The sequence below is a fragment of the Flectobacillus longus genome, from assembly GCF_030056705.1.
Classification (GTDB): Bacteria; Bacteroidota; Bacteroidia; order Cytophagales; family Spirosomataceae; genus Flectobacillus; species Flectobacillus longus.
On record NZ_JASHIC010000019.1, the window covers coordinates 97099 to 115891 of the forward strand.

Genomic DNA, 18793 nt, shown 5'->3' on the forward strand with positions numbered 1-18793 from the left:
TAGCGAAGTAGATTCAAGATTTTGGGATTTGAACAAAGCCATTTACTTAAGATATTTAGAATAAATGCAAGAGAAAATTCAAGAAATTCATCAGCAGGTTGATGTTTTCGTGATTGAAAACAAAGACCAGCTAGAGGCATTCCGCATAGCATACGTAGGGCGTAAGAGTGTTATTGGTGAGCTTTTCGATGGACTAAAAAATGTACCAGCCGAACAGCGTAGAGAAATTGGTCAACAATTGAATGGCCTCAAAGACTTTGCTCAAAACAAATTTAACGAGATGCAAGCCTTGCTTGAAGCGTCTTCTGAGAATGCAGTTAGTATTGAGTTTGACTTGACATTGCCTGTTATTCCTCAAGAGAATGGGACGTTACATCCTTTGAGCGTGGTACGAGCTAGAATTATCGAAATCTTTGAGAAAATGGGCTTTAACGTTTCTGACGGTCCTGAAATCGAAACGGATTTCTTTAATTTTACAGCGCTAAATTTTGCGGAAAATCACCCTGCTCGTGAAATGCAAGATACTTTCTTTATTGAGAAAAAAGGCGGTAATGTAGCAGACGATGTGTTGTTGCGTACACATACATCAAACGTCCAGATTCGTCTGATGCAACAAAAGCAACCTCCTTTACGCTCGATTATGCCAGGTCGTGTATATCGCAACGAAGCCATTTCGGCGCGTGCACACTGCTTGTTTCATCAAGTAGAAGGTCTGTATATTGATAAAAATGTTGGTTTCAAGGACTTGAAGGATACGCTTTATCACTTTGCTAAAGAAATGTTTGGTAAGGATACCAAAGTACGTTACCGTCCTTCCTATTTCCCTTTTACAGAGCCTTCGGCAGAAATTGATATTACTTGTTTGATTTGTAAAGGTGTTGGTTGTAACGTTTGTAAATACACTGGATGGGTAGAAATTGCTGGTTCGGGTATGGTAGATCCTAATGTATTGGAAAATTGTGGTATCGATTCGAAAGAATATACAGGTTTTGCATTTGGTATGGGTATCGAACGTATCACCATGCTAAAATATGGTATTAAAGACTTAAGATTATTTACGGAGAACGACGTACGATTTCTGCGCCAGTTCGAAGGTGTCTAAATGTCTTCAGAAAGACCTCACAGACAACTCTCTGTGAGGTCTTTTGTTGTTTAGACGGTTGAAATATTTGAATAGTGGGTATTCCGATATAATCATTTACTACGGATAAGCTGATATTAAACAGTTATTTTAACACATTTTAACTAAAGTAAAAGTAAATACACCGGTCTATTTTGCTATTTTTGACTTTGAAAGGCGAAATATTCCGTTTGCGCAATACTGTCGGATACAGTATTCATAGACTCTAAAACAGATAAAGTATCTCCTAATGAACAACTTTAAAAAGATTAACGACTTAGTTGGTTGGGCCGTTTTTATTATTTCATTAATCGTATTTGCAGCAACTGTAGAAAGAACAGCTTCTTTCTGGGATTGCGGTGAATTTATTGCTTGTGCCTACAAGCTTCAAGTGCCACACCCTCCAGGGGCGCCACTATTCCTTTTATTGGGACGTTTGTTTTCTCTTTTTGCCGCAGGTGATGTATTGCAGGTAGCCTATTGGGTAAACATGCTGTCGGTAGTGTCGAGCGCCTTGACTATTTTGTTTATGCACTGGACTATTGTGTTGATTGGCAGAAAAGTTCTTAATAAAAAATTCGATGAGCTTACATTCAATGAATCACTTACGTTGTTAGGTTCAGGTGTAGTGGGTTCATTAGCTTATGCCTTTTCAGATACATTTTGGTTCTCAGCAGTGGAAGCCGAAGTATATGCCATGTCATCATTCTTTACGGCATTGGTTGTGTGGGCAGCTTTTAAATGGGAAATCATCGAAGATGAAGTAACAGCTAATCGTTGGTTGATTTTGATTGCTTATATCGTTGGTTTGTCAATTGGTGTTCACTTATTGAACTTGGTTACGGTACCAGCATTAGCATTATTATACTACTTCAAAAAGTATCCAAAACCTACTTATGTTGGAGGTTTCGCGTCTATTTTCGCGGGTTTGGTTATCTTAGGAGTTATCAACTCTGGAATTATTCCTGGGCTTCCAGGGATTGCATTCAGTTTTGAATTAGGAATGGTAAATGGCATGGGAATGCCGTACGGTTCTGGGGTTATCGTTTTCTTAATTTTGTTTGTTGGACTAATGGTGGGCGGTATTGTCTATTCTCAGAAGAAAAACAAGGTTAATTTGAATATTGGTATGTTGGCATTGTCATTCGTACTAATTGGTTATTTGTCTTATACTTTGGCGTTGGTTCGTTCAAATTATAATACGCCAATCAACGAAAATGATCCAAGCAATATCTTAAACTTTTTGAAATATTTACGTCGTGAACAGTATGGTGATCGTTCATTGTTGTTCGGCCCAATCTATACGGCAGAAGTTGAAAGTGTAGAACAAGGTGCTCCTGTTTATAAAATGCAGGATGGCAAATACGTGGTGTATGACCACAAACAGAAAGTATCTTACTCAAAAGATGGTCAGATGCTTTTTCCACGTATTTATTCTAGTACGCCACAACATGTAGAACTATATCGTGAAATGCTGGGAATTCCAGAAGGGCAAAAACCGACCTTTGGCGATAACTTAAAATTCATGTTCTCGCATCAAATGGGGCACATGTATATGCGTTATTTGTTGTGGAATTTTGTAGGACGTGAAAGCGATATTCAAGATGCAGGTGTGATTGATTATACTCGTAAAGGGGCTTTACCAGAACTTTTGGCTACTAATAAAGCAAGAAATAACTATTTCTATCTTCCATTAATTTTAGGATTATTAGGCTTTTATCTTTTGTATCGTAAAAACGAAAAAGATTTCTTAGTAACAATTCTGATGTTCTTACTGACAGGTTTGGCATTGGTTGTATTCCTCAACTCACCACCAACCGAACCTCGTGAGCGTGATTATATCTATGTAGGTTCGTTCTATTTCTTTGCTATCTGGATTGGTTTGGGTGTAATGCAATTGGCAGAATGGCTGACAAAATTCTTGAAAAATGGCTCGTCGAGTGCTATTACAGCTACTGTACTTTCTGCAATTGTTCCTGTAATATTGATTCAGCAAAACTGGGATGACCACGATAGAAATCACCGTTATCACCAAGTTGATTTTGCAAGAAATATGTTGAATTCATGTGCACCAAATGCCATTTTATTTACAGGAGGTGACAATGATACATTCCCATTATGGTATGTTCAGGAAGTAGAAGGTTTCCGTACAGATGTACGTGTATGTAACTTGTCATTGTTGGGTACAGACTGGTATATTGACCAAATGAAACGTAAGACTTATGAGTCACAAGCTTTGCCGATTTCTTTATCAAAAGATCGCTTTTTGGAAGGTGTGAATGACCAAATTTTGTTTTACGAAAATCCTAATGTAAAAACTGGTATCAATCTTCAAGAATATATGAAGTTAGTGAAGGATGATAATCCAGCGATAAAAGTACCTTTACAAGACGGTTCGATGATTAATACGATGCCCTCTGAAACGGTATTTTTACCTGTGAATGTTGACCAAGTGAAACAATCAGGTATTGTTCCGAAGGATATGGATCCTTTCTTGACTGACCAAATTAGCTGGAATGTGGGTAAAGGTGGTATTATGAAACCAGAATTGATTCAATTGGATATTATTGCTCAGAATGCTGCTGGAGGTTGGAAACGTCCAATTTACTTCGCAACGACTTTGGCAAGTAGTAGCTATTTGAATATGAAAGAATTTATGCAGTTGGAAGGTTATGCGTATCGTTTAATGCCGTTTAAAGTTCCTGGTGCAAAAGATGGTTTTGTGAATACCGACATCATGTACAAGAACATGACTACAAAAATGGCTTGGCGTGATTTGGACAACCCAAATACATACTATCATTCAGACTTTTATTTGGAAGTACCAGTAGTAACAGCTCGCTTAAGTTTCTTGAGATTGGTAGACCAATTGGTACGTGAAGGTAAATTGCAAAAAGCAAAACAAGCTTTGGATTACGAAATGAAGGTAATGCCTGACAAAACTATTCCTTACGATCAGTTGAGTGCCAATTATGTGGCATTGTACTTGGCGGTAGGAGATAAGAAAACGGCTCTTCAAATTGCAGATACAATGATGAATCGTAATAATAAGGCTCTAGAATACTATTTGACAGAACGTCGTGGTAGCGATACTAGAGAGATTCAGACAGCATTGTACGAAATGCAGATTATCGTAAATGGCTTGAAAGAGGCTAAAATGCCAGAAGCTACAAAATATGAACAAATGTTTAATAGTCAGCTACAAAGAGCTAGTTCATAGTAAAGTAAGAAAGTGGTTTTTAGATTAAGTATTTGTAAATCAGATTTTTATCTAAAAATATACTCTAGAATCGATAAAAAAGCGTGATTTAGTGTTAAAGCTAAATCACGCTTTTTTATTTATTGATGCTCAAGCTTTATTCCTAAGATTAATATGCCTTTTGGCGATAACGTAGTTTAGATCGGTTTGGTAAGTAATAAAGAAAAAGGGGTCAATAACATACTTGTTATTGACCCCTTTTTCTCAGAACAGCTTATTGCTTAATTAAAAAAGTCTTTCATTTTCTCGAAGAAAGATTTCTCACCTTTACTTGGCTTTGGTGCAAAGTTTGGCGAATTTTTCAATTTTTCAAGAATGTCAGTTTCTTCTTTGCTAAGTGTTTTTGGTGTCCAAATATTGACATGGATGAGCTGATCGCCTGTACCATATCCATTGATTTCTTTGATACCTTTTCCTTTTAGACGTAAAATTTTTCCACCTTGAGTCCCTGCTTCAACTGATATACGAGCTTTGCCTCCAATAGTAGGAACTTCCACAGAAGTACCTAAAGCAGCATCAGCAAAGTTGAGATATAGCTCATAAATTACGTTGTTACCATCACGGTGTAAAATTTCGTGAGGCTCTTCTTCGATCACAATCAACAAATCACCTGCTACACCACCACGAGGAGGCACGTTACCTTTGCCACCCATTGACAACTGCATACCTTCGGCTACACCAGCAGGAATTTTAATTGGAATGATTTCTTCTTCAAGTACACGCCCTTCGCCAAAACAAACCTCACAACGGGTTTTAATCATTTTCCCTTCGCCATTACAAGTTGGACAAGTAGAGGTAGTTACCATTTGTCCTAACATAGTTTGTTGAACACGACGAACTTGACCTGACCCTCCACAAGTTTGACAACCTTGTAATTCTGTACCGTTTTTAGAACCATTACCAGTACAAGCTTTACAAGTAATATGGCGTTTTACCTTGATTTTTTTCTCAACACCATTTGCTACCTCTTCAAGGTTTAATTTTAATTTGATACGGAGGTCGGAGCCTTTGCGCACACGACGACCACCGCCACCACCACCGCCAAACATATTGCCAAATGGACTGCCATCACCAAAAATATCTCCAAATTGACTGAAGATATCCTCCATGTTCATACTGCCGCCGCCATAGGCACCACCACCCCCTGCGGCACCACCCATACCTGCGTGTCCGAAACGATCGTATTGTTGACGTTTTTGTTGATTTGATAATACTTCATAAGCTTCAGCAGCCTCTTTGAAGCTTTCTTCAGCTTGTTTATCGCCTGGGTTTTTATCTGGGTGATACTTAATCGCAAGCTTGCGATACGCTTTCTTGATTTCGTCATCGCTGGCAGTTTTGCTTACGCCAAGTACCTCATAATAATCTCTTTTTGCCATGATTTTATAATAGATAATAATGCTATGATGGCATTATGTCATGATATGTTAGTTAGCCACTACAACTTTTGCAAATCTTATTACCTTATCGTTTAGGTAATATCCTTTTTCGATTACATCAAAAACTTTACCTTTATCTTCTTCAGTTGGAGAAGGAAATTGGGTAATAGCTTCATGTAAATCTGGATTAAATACATCACCTTTCGCCTCCATTGGCTTTAAGCCTTTGCTGGTAAGTGCATGATTTAATTTATTAAAAATTAAGGTAACACCTTCCGAAATTTCACCTTCTTGCGCATTAGCAACAGCTCTTTCGATATCATCAACCACTGGAAGAATATCTCTGATAACTCCTTCCGAAGCTGATTGAATCATATCCAATTTTTCTTTCGCAGTACGCTTACGGAAATTGTCAAAGTCAGAATATAATCTGATGTATTTATCTTTTAGCTCTGCTAATTCGATAGATAAATTTTCTAATTGACTTGCTTCTTTATTTTCAACCTCTGAAGTATTTTCTTCTGTTCCGACTGTCTGATTGTCAGTATCTTGTTGTAAAACTTGTTCTTCCGCCTGTAATTCCTCTTTATTTTCCATATTCAGTGAACTTTTCGCTTTATTTTTAATTTTCTGAAAAATGTTCAATTTTTTTGCCATTTCATGATTTCTGCCAACTTGGCAGATTTGGAGAACCACAAAGTTACGGCTTTTCTCTCGAATGTCAGTTTTAAGAAGAAAAGTTTTAGGGGTTCTGGATGAGTTGAAATTTTATGGTATGCCATACTTTTCCTGATTGACAATGGATAAAGTAATTGCCAGATGGTAAATGTGATAAATCCAGCTCTTTTTCAGCGCTTTGATTTAGTTTAGTACTATAGTTTTCACGCCCTAAATAATCTATCACGCGAAGCTCGCCTGAATATGGTTTTTCAAACTTTATCATAAACTTCCCATTATTAGGATTCGGATAAAGAAGAGTTTTGCTAAAACTAGGGTCGTCAAATCCCAAAATAATTAAGGTTGTAGCACTTGCGAAAGCGTAATTAGATTCTGAAAAACTTGAAAATGCTTTTATCCTATAACTATAAGTGGTATTCGCTTCAAGTTTAGTATCTGTAAAAGTTAAGGTATTGCCATCGGTTTTTGTCAAGAGTTGAAAATTGTTATTTCCAGCGTCTTTTTCAATTTGATAGGCGTTTGTACCACCGATATTTTCCCACGACAATTTAATACTAAATTCACTTGCGGCTGTAGCTTTTAAGGTTGGAGTATTAAGTAAGGCAGGCGTTTTTATATCTAGATTCGTATATGGAGACTCAGTAACCGAATTCTTGCTTTTGATTCGATATTGATATGTCGAATTGGCTGTAAGATTGACATCAGCAAAAGAATTTATTCCAGCATTAGGCTGGAGCATTACCGTATAATTAGATACATCAGGTGTTTTACGCTCTAGCACAAACCCAGCAATATCTGTATCGGTAGTTACCCAATTTAATTGGACTGCATTGTAATAAGTAGCATTTCCAGTCAATGTTGGAGCCTTGAGTGGATTGAAAGTAAGAGCCGTAATAGAACTGTACGGTGATTCAGACGTTGCCGAAATTACTTTTGCCTTGATGATATATTGTGTTTTATCTTCCAAACCAGTAAATGATATACTAAGCGTGGTACTTGCAACAATATTCTGTTTGACTAAAACATTATTGCTTGCCTTATAAATTTCAATAATGTAACTAGTGGCTGTTGCAATGGCTGGCCATGTAATGTCTAGTGATGTCGCTGTGACTTTATTAACAGACAAAACAGGACTATTGAGTGCGTTTGCAATTGGGAAATCTTTGAAACTAAAGGCAGTTAAACCTTGTGTATTTTTTAGAAAAGGGCCATTAAATGTTGTTCTTGTGTCAGATGTATTAGCAACAGAAGGCATAAAGTCTGGTAGATAGGTGAGTGTTTGGGCAGAACTACTGGCGTTATTTGTCAATGTTAGACGATTTTGATTTACTTTTCCACTAACTATATTAGCCGATGATTTATCTTGATAAAAATATGAGCGCATTTCATATTTATTACCATTTGTATCTACATCGTTTGGCCATGCCAGCGTTTGTCCTTCGTCAAAAATTACTACAACTTCTTTTTTGTTTATATCAGTATAAAATACTTTCTGAACCTGAGGACTTGTTGAAATACTAGCTTTGGTCGTAGCGTACAAATCATTGTTAAGCGTATTCCACAGCGTATTAGCGACTTGCAAGTATCCCTCTAATGAATATTGACCCGATACGCCATCAAATCCGTCATATCCGAAACTCGAAAATACTTTTGTATTGGGATAGTTACTGGCAATAGTTCTTTGAAAATCACGCATTTTTCCAGCATCTTGAACTCCGTTATAATATACATTGCTTTGGAAAGTGTATAATGGAATGGTATTAGCGAAATCGTTTCGCAATCTTTTGTAGAGCTTATCAAACTCACTTGGATATAAAGTACTGGCTGCACTACGAGCATCAAAATCACCACCCCACCAAAATATAGCTTTGACTTGGCTACCTATTCCCGCTTTCTTTACTCTATACAATAATCGTCCATAAACGGAGCCAATATCATCTCCTGTCAAATTGGTAATATTCTGCTGTGACAAAGGTGTTGATATTGCCGACTCATTGATGATTGTGCTAGGAATACCATATTGCTGAGCCAATTTTTTTTGTAGCTCCAAGGCCCAAACACCCACTTCTGCACGAACATCTCCACTTATTTTCCAAGTTGTGTCAGACAAAGCATAGTTAGTATTAGCTTTTGTGCCAAAAGTGCGACAGTAAGAGCTATAAAAATTATAGGATACAGTATTGTTTTCGGTATGCCATGCTCTGGCATTTGTTTGTCCCATTACTGTAAAGAAATCTCCCGACGCCAAATCAGTTCTTGTCGCTAACAGGACAGAGTCAGTCCCAGTTATTGCATAAATACTAAAGCCATAGGAGGCCAGTTCTGATTTTATGGTGGTTTTTAGACTAAAATCTGTTTTGCCACTATTATAGCTCAGACCTACCTTGTTGTAGTTATAGTTTATACTGTTTCTTTTGGTTAAAATAGAAATATAATCATACTTTATCGGAGACTCCTGTAAGGTAGCTTTAATTTCAATTTCGGATGTATTGTTATTGCTACGAGGAAACATTTGTAAGTTTTGAGGAATTTTACTAAAAGTAATAATAGGGTCGGTTTTTCCAGGAACTAAATTTTTGGGGTTATAGTCACCAATAGGGTATTTATAAAAAGTAAGCGCTCTCATGCCTAATAGATTGGTAATATAAGGCCCCATATATGGAAAAAGAGGATTCCCATTATTGATGATAGGAGGTAGATAGTCGATAGTGGTAGCGGGATTGAAATCATATAAATCTAATAAGATCGCATTTTTATAAATTGCTCCTGATTTCACATATCCATTGATACCATTGAGATAGAAAAAATCTTTGATATTCTGTCCATTATAATTTTCTGGCCATTTGAGTGACTGTCCTTTTTGAAAAATTAAAGCGATTTGATTTTTCTGGGGTGTAGTATAGTATGCGTTTTGGATATTGGGAGCCGAGAAATTGCCATCGTCCATTGCACCCAAAAAGTCTCTGGCATAAAGACGGAACAATTCGGAACCATTTTGTCGATAACCTTCTGAAGAATAGTGAATACCATCAAAGCCAACAGTCCCAATGGATGGGACTACATCAATTATCGGATTAGAAATACCAAATTCTCTCTGTTCTTCTCGGACGATTGGCGCATAGCCTGTAGATAAATCAACTATGTCGATTTGGTATAAATAGATTTTTTGAATAGATGGAATATCCATCTTAAGATTACCAAGGATAGTGTTAAAGTTTCCTTTAAAATTACTTCCTTCTCCGTAAGCTTCACTTTCTCCTTGTCTATAAATATAGGCTTTTACGGCATTTACAACCCCAGCTTTTTGGACTCTATATAATAATCTGCCGTAACTATTAGTAAGGTCAGTTGGGTTGTCGGAGGTTCGTGTTGCATGAATCGCCGAATTGGTCCAAGGTGTTGCTGCATTGATTAAGCAAGTAGGGAGGTCATACTTTTCTAGAATTAACTTTTGTAACTCAAAGCCAAGCGTACCCACCCCATAAATCGATTGGTCAAGATTGGATATTGTCCAGAGGGTATCTGCTGGATTATAGTTGCCTGTGTTGTAGTTTTCTGTAATTTTTCCAAAAGTTCTACAAAAGGGATTAGTTCTACTATCATTAAAAAAACACGCTGCATTTGATTGACCCGTCAAAACAATGACATCGCCTGCAACTACATTCGTAGCTTGAGAGACTAAAGTGGAATCTCCTGATTTTAATACTTGGTAGATATAGAAGTTATAATTAGCTTTTTCAGCTTTTATTAAAATGTCGGTAAAAGCAAAACGTCCTGTTGTGGATGAAACAAAGTTGATATTCGTTTTTTGATAAAGGTATTTTGAACTTTCTCGATTTACTACGACAGAATAGTAACTTGTATTTAGATTAGTTGTTGAGCCTTTTATCATAACCACGCCTTGATTATTGTTATTTCTAGGATATAACTGATAATCTCGTGGTAATGCCGAAAAGTTAGTAGTGCCAATAATTTGCCCTATGACACCAAATGAACATAGTAATATTGATAGGAGTAATAAACTTTGCTTCATATACTTCATGATTTTACACACTAAATGAATATTCTGATATTGATAAAGACACACTTTGTTCAAGAATGGATGTTTCTAAAACAAAAAAAATAGAAATATCTAAACTAGATTATAGCCTAGTAGGAGCAGGAAGAGAAATGAGTTAAGTATGAGTGCTGAATTGTGAGTGATGAGTTTTGAGTGTAATTTTATGATTACTAATATTTTATCTCATTAATTTCTTAGATTTAATTTTGCACGATTACCTAAGTAAGTGTGCAAAATTAAATTTAAGATTGGGCTTTGGGCTTTCAGGTAACGGCTTTCGGCGATGGGCTTTGGAAAAAGCATGGTTGTGGGTAATAAAAAACATTTTAACACTCTGTGCCTTGTGCCTGTTGCCTAGCCTAAACACATAACTTAAATCTTATTCTGCAAGATTACTTACTTAATCTTATGGTATTAGAGATAATTATAATTTTGATAAAATTACAGATTATCACCTGATTTTTCAAGTTTAATAATTCCAGACTACCTTTGTAATTGAATAAATGGGCTTTTGACATTATGAACCAAATCCACCAACATCATACTCAACTCATCAAAGAACAAGCAAAATTGCTTGGATTTGATTTTTGTGGAGTCTCAAAAGCTACTTTTTTGGAAGAAGAAGCACCCCGATTAGAAAAGTGGCTGAACAATAATTATCATGGAGCGATGACCTACATGGAAAATCACTTCGATAAACGTCTCGACCCGCGCTTGCTAGTCGATGATGCCAAGTCGGTGGTGTCATTACTTTATAATTATTACCCAGAAGAAAAACTTGCTGAAAAAGAAGAGGACTATAAAATCTCCAAGTATGCCTACGGGATGGACTATCATTTTGTGATAAAAGACAAACTCAAACAGCTTTTGGACTTTATACAGGAAAATATCGGTGAGGTAGGAGGGCGTGTTTTTGTGGATTCTGCTCCTGTAATGGATAAAGCTTGGGCCAAAAAATCAGGCTTGGGTTGGGTCGGCAAAAATACCAATCTTATCAATAAAGGACATGGGAGCTTTTTCTTCATTTCTGAACTCATTATTGATTTAGAACTTGAACCAGATGGTCCTGTCAAAGATTTTTGTGGTACTTGCAAACGCTGTATCGAAGCTTGTCCAACAGAGGCAATCGTAGAACCTTATGTGGTCAATGGCTCAAAATGTATTAGCTATTTTACGATTGAACTCAAAGAAGCAATTCCCATAGAGATGAAGGGCAAATTTGATAATTGGATGTTTGGTTGTGACGTTTGCCAAGATGTTTGTCCTTGGAATCGTTTTTCAAAATCCCACAAAGAACCTCTTTTTAACTTACATCCTGATTTGAAAGATTTTACCAACAAAGATTGGGAAGAAATTACCTCTGATGTTTTTAACCAAGTGTTTAAAAAATCACCAGTCAAAAGAACTAAACTAGAGGGATTGAAAAGGAATATTAATTTTATTGGATGGAATGGCGAAAAATAAGCCACAAAAAAAAGCAACAATCCAAGGGAAAGTTGCTTTATTATTTTCTAATATACCTTATTATAATGAATTTCTTAAAATGATTTGCATAGGCATCTGCGTACTGGTTTTTTTGCCCTCTACCACAACAGATGCTGCAATTTTGCCAACTTCTTCCAATGGACTTGAAATTACTGTGATACCACCTGCAAGGATTTCTTTGTAACAAGAGTCATTGAGTGAAATCAAGCCAACTTCTTTTCCTAAAGTAAATCCTTGTGTTGTACTCGACTTAATAGCATATACCAAATCAGTGTCGTCCATTGTCAAATAAGCATTTCCTTCTTCCACTTCTTCGCCTTCTAAGCCATCTAATACTTGGAAGTCAAAGCCATTATTTTCGCAGAAATTACGGAAACCTGTAATCAACTCAGCATCGAAGTATTCTTCTTCAGTCAGAACCAAGTTAAGTGTTTTATATTTTTTAAATACCTCTAATTGGCTTTGCATTACACTACAAATTTCTTCACCTGAATTGTTCACAATTGAAGAGTTTGTTCCGTTAAGATTTTGTAGTGACTTATCTAACAAAATCAAGCGTTCGCCAGAGATTTTCTTGAGGCATTTGATATTTTCTTCGTTTTCCTCGATAAGGTGAGGCATAATCACATAGTAGTGATAATTACCTAAGTGATTGTTAATAATCTCACGGAAGTTATCGCTCTTGTAGTTATAAGTAAAAATATCTACAATTACTTCCTTGCCAGCAGCATTTACAAAAGCATTAAAAATGGCTTTGTTGCTTTCGGTAATTTTACCAACCAAGAAAAAAACTTTAGTTTTCTTTTGAGCAGATTTTCCAGAAATGAAATAACCTTTTCTGAAGATAGAAGTAATCACACCCAAGCGATGTAATTCGGCATAAGCACGCTCTACGGTATCTCTTGAAAGATAGCATTCTTCGCTAGCTTCATTGATTGAAGGGAGACGTTCTCCAACTTTCAGGATTCCAGACTCAATGTCAGCCAAAAGCGAATTTACCAATTGTTGGTATTTGGGAGTTTTTGAGTCGTGCTTAATTTGGGCAAATTCTACAAAAGTCTTCATTATGTTAATTTTTGGAAATACTATAGTTTTTATAAGGTATTGGGGTATTTGACGAAAAAGAGATTTCAAAAAACTAGCTTATCTTATTATGATACTTGCTAAAGTTATTATAGGTTTTAAATGCCTTTGAGTTGTATTGAGGTAAGACCAAAAGGGCTTTGTTTAATATTTTACTGAATTGGATAAGTACCGAAAAATTATGATAAAATCCAGTTTTTTGATGATTCAAAGATAGGCCAATAAAGTTCGAATCTGTTAGGACACATTTGTCAAATACTAGTACATATCTTGCAAAAAGTTCTTTTTTTGAATATAGTAGGACATATATTGCAGATTGTGTAAAAAATGTCAGGAGAAAATATACTTTGATATAATCAAAGTATAGAAATTTCAAATTTGTATTTTTCGGTGAATGCCCTTCAAAACAAAAAAGTCCTTTGCCATTGGCAAAGGACTTTAACTTACAAAAACTTTAAAACTTCATTGAATAGTTGAAGTGAGTTTTTGAACCAAAACTTTCCTTCAAAGGTAGACTTTCGCCAATCCAAGCCTTATCCTGAAATACCCTGCTGTAGGTGGCTGTCATGGTTAGAATACCCTTTACGGCACAGTGCAGGATATTACCTATATAACCAACTGAGTATTTTTGAAGAAATAGAAAATAATAGAAATTTGAAAATAGATAGCGTACAATTGTACCCACATATACACGTGACAAAACCTCAAACTATCATCGACAATCAAACCAATGTCGCCTCTATGAAGGTGTTGTTGGTTTTTAATAAACTGAGTGATTTCAAAGATAAAATCTACCAAAGTTTTCTTGAAAAATTGGGGGAAAAAGCTCATGTCGATGTGTATGTGCATCAGGTTACGCCATATTCAACGCTACACTTCGACCAAGTAATTCGTGAAAGAATTGCCGAATATAATCATGTGGCTGTATTGTTACATTCGTCGTATCTTCATGAAGATGTTCTGAAAACACTTAATAGTATTCCTAAGGAAAAACTACTAATTTTGGATAAGAAAAATGAATTCATCCGAGGTGAATATGCTTGTGTGTATCATGATTTTGAGGAAGGAATTCAGCAAATATTTACAGAAATGAAGGATTCATTAAGTAAATATCAAACGATAAACTTGGTCGTAAATGAATCCAGTAATATAGCAAGATCACTTGAAGATGGTATTCAAAAGTTTGCAAAGAAATATTCTTTTGAATTTAATGTAATAAATGAGATAAAAGAGGAGGTTGTTAGACCAAATCAAGTATTTTTGGTTCTTTCTGAACAAGGACTTGCCGATATATTAAAACTCTGTGCTAAACGCCAACTGTTGCTGGGTAAAAATATTGGTATCATTTCATACAATGAAACCCCTCTAAAAGAAGTTTTATTTGGAGGAATATCCGTTGTAACCATCAATTATGAAGAGCTTGGCCGTCAGGCCGCAGACTTGATTTTACAACGTAAAAAAGAACACATCAAAACACCTATTCGCTTTATTCAACGAAATTCACTTTAATACATTCGTATCTTATCGAGCGAACGATAGCAATGAACTAATAAATTTAGTCAAAAAGGTAAAAGCATAAACAATTAAGCTTTTTACCCCTAAATTGCATCAAGAAGGTTTAAATTAATGAGAGTCAGAAGTTTACTGATTATATTGATAATACTACAATACGTACACACAACCACAGGGCAACTGAGGTTTAACCGTATTGGTACTCAGCATGGTCTTTCTCAAAGCACTGCTTTCAATATCTTTCAAGACAGTAAGGGCTTCTTGTGGTTTGCCACTTCCGATGGTCTCAACAAATATGATGGCTATAGCTTCACTGTTTATCGTCATGATTTTGACGACCCTAATTCTATCTCCAGTAGCAATATTTCGTGTATCACCGAAGACCCCGATGGTAATTTATGGATTGGGACAATCAATGGTGGGGTCAATAAACTAGATGTAGCTTCTGGAAAATTTATTCGCTTCAAACAAGCCAAATATCAATCTAATATCAGCGATAGAAGTATTTCGGGCATTGTAGCTACTAAAGACCGCAAAATTTGGGCTGCTACTTATGGCTATGGTTTATTGTGTTTTAATCTCGAAGATAACTCTATTGCTTGGCGTTTGACAGAATCACGCCAGCTCAATGCCAATGATATTACTCGTTTTTATAAAGATAAAAGAGGAAACCTTTGGCTAGGAGGGCACTATGGTGTAATGACCATGCTCGATACTCAACGAAAGGCACATACTTTCAGATTAGAAAACGAGCTACCTCCACAGAAAAACCAAATAAACTGCCTTTTTGAAGACCTAAACGGAGATTTGCTGATAGGGACTCGTGGTAATGGTCTATATAAATTTGATATTCGTACCAAGCAGTTTACCCGATTACTGTATAACCCTTATGTAACGGACAAAGAAAATATCATTACCTCAATGGTACGTGATCAGGAAGGTACATTATGGGTAGGAACCGATAATGGGGCAATTCTGGTCAAAAGCTCTGATTTTGCCAATATCTCTCGTGTTCAAGCAAATCTTGATTCAGATACAGGGTTAAGTTCATTTTCGATTATGTCTTTATGTGTCGACAGAGACAATAACATTTGGATCGGTACTTGGGAAGGTGGTGTCAATGTACATTATAGCCGTCACTCAAAGTTTGCCTTGTATCGTCACAAGTCTAATTCCCCTCAAAGTTTATTAAGTAACCGAGTAACCTCTATTAGTTGCGAAACCAACGATCGTATTTGGGTTGGTAGCAATAGTGGCTTGACTTTGTTGGACAGAGCTAATAATCAGTTTACTCATTATATAAATGACCAAGAATCTGCCAAAATTCAAAACAACAATGATATTGTATTTCTTCAGCACGACCGTGACGGTGATATGTTTGTGGGCGTTTGGGGGGTTGGTTTGAGGTTATTAAAAAAAGGTAGTGGTAGTTTTGAGAACTTCACTTACTCAAGGGGCAAATATGGTATGAATATGACAGCCATTGCGCTATCACGATATCCTAACAAAGTATGGTTGGGTACGCAAGGCTCAGGGGTTTTACTTTTTGACAAACAGGCGAAAACGTTTACGCCCATTCCCGAACTAAACAAAGTTGGTCGCCTATTAGGAGTAAATGTCAATTCCTTGATGGAGGATTTCCTAGGAAATTTATGGGTTGGTTCAAACAACAATGGCATTTTTGCCTATAATCCTCGCACTCGCCGTGTAACACATTACAAACAAACTGATGCTGAGGGGAGCTTGAGAGGTAGTGCTGTATTCCGTATTTTTCAAGATTCTAGAAAAAGAATTTGGGTTGGAACTAACGGTGGAGGACTAAACTTATTTTATCCCAATACCAGAACTTTCAAAAACCTAACCGTCAAAGATGGTTTGCCAAACAATGCTGTAAAAGGTATTATGGAAGACGGTCATCAGAACTTATGGCTTGCTACCAACGAAGGGTTGGCTGTTTTTGATACTAAAAAATGGAAGTTTAAAAACTTTGCTGAGTCGGACGGCTTACAAGGAAAAGAATTTTTGATTAATGCTTATGCAAAAAATCAAAAAGGAGATATGTTTTTTGGAGGTACTGGGGGGCTCAATGTATTTAATCCTGATAGCTTAAAAGGCAGCAACGAAGTGCCTCATATATATCTGACAGGTGTAAAATTGTTTAATAAACCTGTTTCGATAGGGGAAGATTCTCCACTCGAACAAGATATTTCGGTAACAGAAGAAATTGTATTCAAATCAAGCCAAAATGTTTTTGCTATTGATTATGTAGCCTTGGACTTCCAACAGCTCAAAAATAATCAATATGCCTACATCATGGAGGGCTTCGACAAAGATTGGAACTACGTCGGTAAGCAACGTACAGCTAGTTATACCAACCTCAATCCAGGTACTTATACATTTAAAGTAAAAGCTACTAATAACGATGGCGTTTGGAATGAAAAACCAGCAGAGATACAAGTGGTGGTATTGCCACCATGGTACCGTACTTGGTGGGCGTTTTTCTTATATGCCATGATGTTGGTGGCAGGCTTGGTATTTCTTCGAAGAATGATTGAAATGCGTGAGCGATTTAAGTCTGATTTGAGATTAAAAGAAAAAGAAAAGGAGCAAATTCGAGAATTAGACAAACTCAAAACCAATTTCTTTACCAATATTTCGCATGAGTTTCGCACGCCACTAACGTTGATTATTTCACCGTTGGAGAGATTCTTTGCTGAAAATCCTGATTTGCCAGAAAAACAGAAATCTCAGTTTAAATTGATTCATCGTAATGCCAAACAATTGCTCAAATTAATCAATCAACTATTGGATTTATCAAAATTGGAAGCAGGAAAGTTTACGCCTGAAATCTCGCAGAGTGATATTGTGGAGTTTTTAGAAAAAATAACATTCTCTTTTAAAAACTTGGCAGAACAGAAGCAAATAGATTTAACATTTGTAACTGAACCAAAACAATTAATGGCTTTTTACGATGCCGATATTTTAGAAAAAGTCGTAACCAATTTGCTATCAAATGCCTTTAAATATACCCCTGAAAAAGGAAAGATAGAGGTGAATCTTGAGCCTATTTACCAGCTTGGTGGGCAATTAGATAAAGTGCAAATTTTGGTAAAAGATACTGGTTCTGGGATTTCACCACAACATATCTCTAATATATTTAATCGTTTTTATCAAATTCAGGAGTCTACTCAGCCACAAATAGTTGGAACGGGCGTCGGTTTGGCACTTTGTAAAGAATTGATTTTGTTGCACCGTGGAGATATTTCAGTAGCCAGTATTCCGCAGGAAGGAAGTACCTTCAAAGTTATATTGCCTGCGTCTGCAAGCTCATTTGAAAGAAGCTGGATTAAAGAGACAACCAAAGAGATAGGGATTGAAACACTTACTGTGTTGAAAAAGACTATGCCTAAAAACGATAAATCGAGTATCAATAGCGAAAAGCCAATCGTCTTAATTGCTGAAGATAATGAAGAACTTCGTGAGTATATAAAAGAGGTATTGAGTGATAATTTTGAAGTTTTGGAAGCCGACAATGGTAAGCTTGCTTGGGAAAAGGCGCTTAACTATATCCCAGACTTGATTATATCTGACTGGATGATGCCTGAATTAACAGGCGTAGAGTTTTGTGGGTTGGTAAAAGAAAATGTCAAAACAAGCCATATTCCTGTGATTATTCTTACTTCAAAAAGTAATAATGAAAGTAAAATTGTGGGTTGGGAAGTTGGTGCTGATGATTATATCACAAAACCATTTAACGCAAATTTGCTAGAGGTTAGGGTGAAAAACCTATTGGAAATCCGTCGTAAACTTCGTGAGCGTTTTACACAAGAAGTGGAAATTCAACCTAAAGAAATTACGCTTAATACGGCCGATGAGCACTTCCTTGAGCGGGCTATTCGTACTGTTGAAGAAAATATAGATAATCCAGCTTTTGATATTCAGCAATTAGAATCTGAATTGAAAATGAGTAATATGCAGTTGTACCGCAAACTCAAAAGCTTGACCAATCTTTCTGGGAATGAGTTTATAAGAAATATTCGTTTGAAACGTGCGGTTCAATTACTAGAAACAGAAAGTTATACGGTATCTGAAATTGCCTACAAAGTAGGCTTCAATGACCCATCGTATTTTACCAGAATTTTCAAAAAAGAATACGGTAAATCACCTTCCGAAATGAGAGATAAAGTTTGATCAATGTGAGAATTGATTTCTAGAAG

Annotated in this window: 9 protein-coding genes; 5 read left to right on the forward strand and 4 right to left on the reverse strand. The window is 36.3% G+C overall.

Features of this window, described 5'->3' with window-relative positions; genetic code table 11:
• The first annotated feature begins 64 nt into the window (after window positions 1-64).
• Window positions 65-1102 (forward strand): phenylalanine--tRNA ligase subunit alpha, encoded by a 1038-nt coding sequence (gene pheS, locus QM491_RS14850; protein WP_283328270.1) that lies wholly within the window; start codon window positions 65-67, stop codon window positions 1100-1102.
• A gap of 268 nt (window positions 1103-1370) precedes the next feature.
• On the forward strand, window positions 1371-4340 hold the full coding sequence (locus QM491_RS14855; protein ID WP_283328271.1) for a glycosyltransferase family 117 protein: 2970 nt from the start codon (window positions 1371-1373) through the stop codon (window positions 4338-4340).
• A gap of 260 nt (window positions 4341-4600) precedes the next feature.
• On the opposite strand, the gene dnaJ is transcribed toward QM491_RS14855, so the two are convergent.
• From dnaJ to QM491_RS14870, 3 genes are all read right to left on the reverse strand, one after another.
• Entirely contained in the window at window positions 4601-5761 is a 1161-nt protein-coding gene (dnaJ, locus tag QM491_RS14860; protein ID WP_283328333.1) for a molecular chaperone DnaJ, read from the reverse strand.
• A gap of 45 nt (window positions 5762-5806) precedes the next feature.
• On the reverse strand, window positions 5807-6355 hold the full coding sequence (locus QM491_RS14865; RefSeq protein ID WP_283328272.1) for a nucleotide exchange factor GrpE: 549 nt from the start codon (window positions 6353-6355) through the stop codon (window positions 5807-5809).
• A gap of 145 nt (window positions 6356-6500) precedes the next feature.
• Window positions 6501-10469: a sialate O-acetylesterase gene (locus QM491_RS14870; protein ID WP_283328273.1), complete on the reverse strand. Its 3969-nt coding sequence runs from the start codon at window positions 10467-10469 to the stop codon at window positions 6501-6503.
• Between the two features lie 546 nt (window positions 10470-11015).
• Between QM491_RS14870 and queG the strand changes: the two genes are divergently transcribed.
• The gene (queG, locus tag QM491_RS14875; protein WP_283328274.1) at window positions 11016-11960 is read left to right on the forward strand and encodes a tRNA epoxyqueuosine(34) reductase QueG; all 945 of its coding nucleotides are present in this window, start codon (window positions 11016-11018) and stop codon (window positions 11958-11960) included.
• A gap of 60 nt (window positions 11961-12020) precedes the next feature.
• Here the strand turns inward: queG and QM491_RS14880 are convergent, their stop codons facing one another.
• Entirely contained in the window at window positions 12021-13046 is a 1026-nt protein-coding gene (locus QM491_RS14880) for a GntR family transcriptional regulator (RefSeq protein ID WP_283328275.1), read from the reverse strand.
• A 711-nt stretch (window positions 13047-13757) separates the two neighbouring features.
• Here QM491_RS14880 and QM491_RS14885 point away from each other — a divergent pair.
• On the forward strand, window positions 13758-14573 hold the full coding sequence (locus QM491_RS14885) for a substrate-binding domain-containing protein (protein WP_283328276.1): 816 nt from the start codon (window positions 13758-13760) through the stop codon (window positions 14571-14573).
• A 117-nt stretch (window positions 14574-14690) separates the two neighbouring features.
• Window positions 14691-18767 carry a hybrid sensor histidine kinase/response regulator transcription factor gene (locus QM491_RS14890; RefSeq protein WP_283328277.1) on the forward strand — a complete coding sequence of 1359 codons (4077 nt, stop codon included), beginning with the start codon at window positions 14691-14693 and terminating at the stop codon, window positions 18765-18767.
• Window positions 18768-18793 lie beyond the last annotated feature (26 nt).

Excerpts from the sequence above, each read along its gene's own strand:
- pheS (WP_283328270.1), top strand. The coding sequence starts at position 65 with ATGCAAGAGAAAATTCAAGAAATTCATCAGCAGGTTGATGTTTTCGTG.
- QM491_RS14865 (WP_283328272.1), bottom strand. The coding sequence starts at position 6,355 with ATGGAAAATAAAGAGGAATTACAGGCGGAAGAACAAGTTTTACAACAA.
- queG (WP_283328274.1), top strand. The coding sequence starts at position 11,016 with ATGAACCAAATCCACCAACATCATACTCAACTCATCAAAGAACAAGCA.
- QM491_RS14870 (WP_283328273.1), bottom strand. The coding sequence starts at position 10,469 with ATGAAGCAAAGTTTATTACTCCTATCAATATTACTATGTTCATTTGGT.
- QM491_RS14880 (WP_283328275.1), bottom strand. The coding sequence starts at position 13,046 with ATGAAGACTTTTGTAGAATTTGCCCAAATTAAGCACGACTCAAAAACT.
- QM491_RS14855 (WP_283328271.1), top strand. The coding sequence starts at position 1,371 with ATGAACAACTTTAAAAAGATTAACGACTTAGTTGGTTGGGCCGTTTTT.
- QM491_RS14890 (WP_283328277.1), top strand. The coding sequence starts at position 14,691 with ATGAGAGTCAGAAGTTTACTGATTATATTGATAATACTACAATACGTA.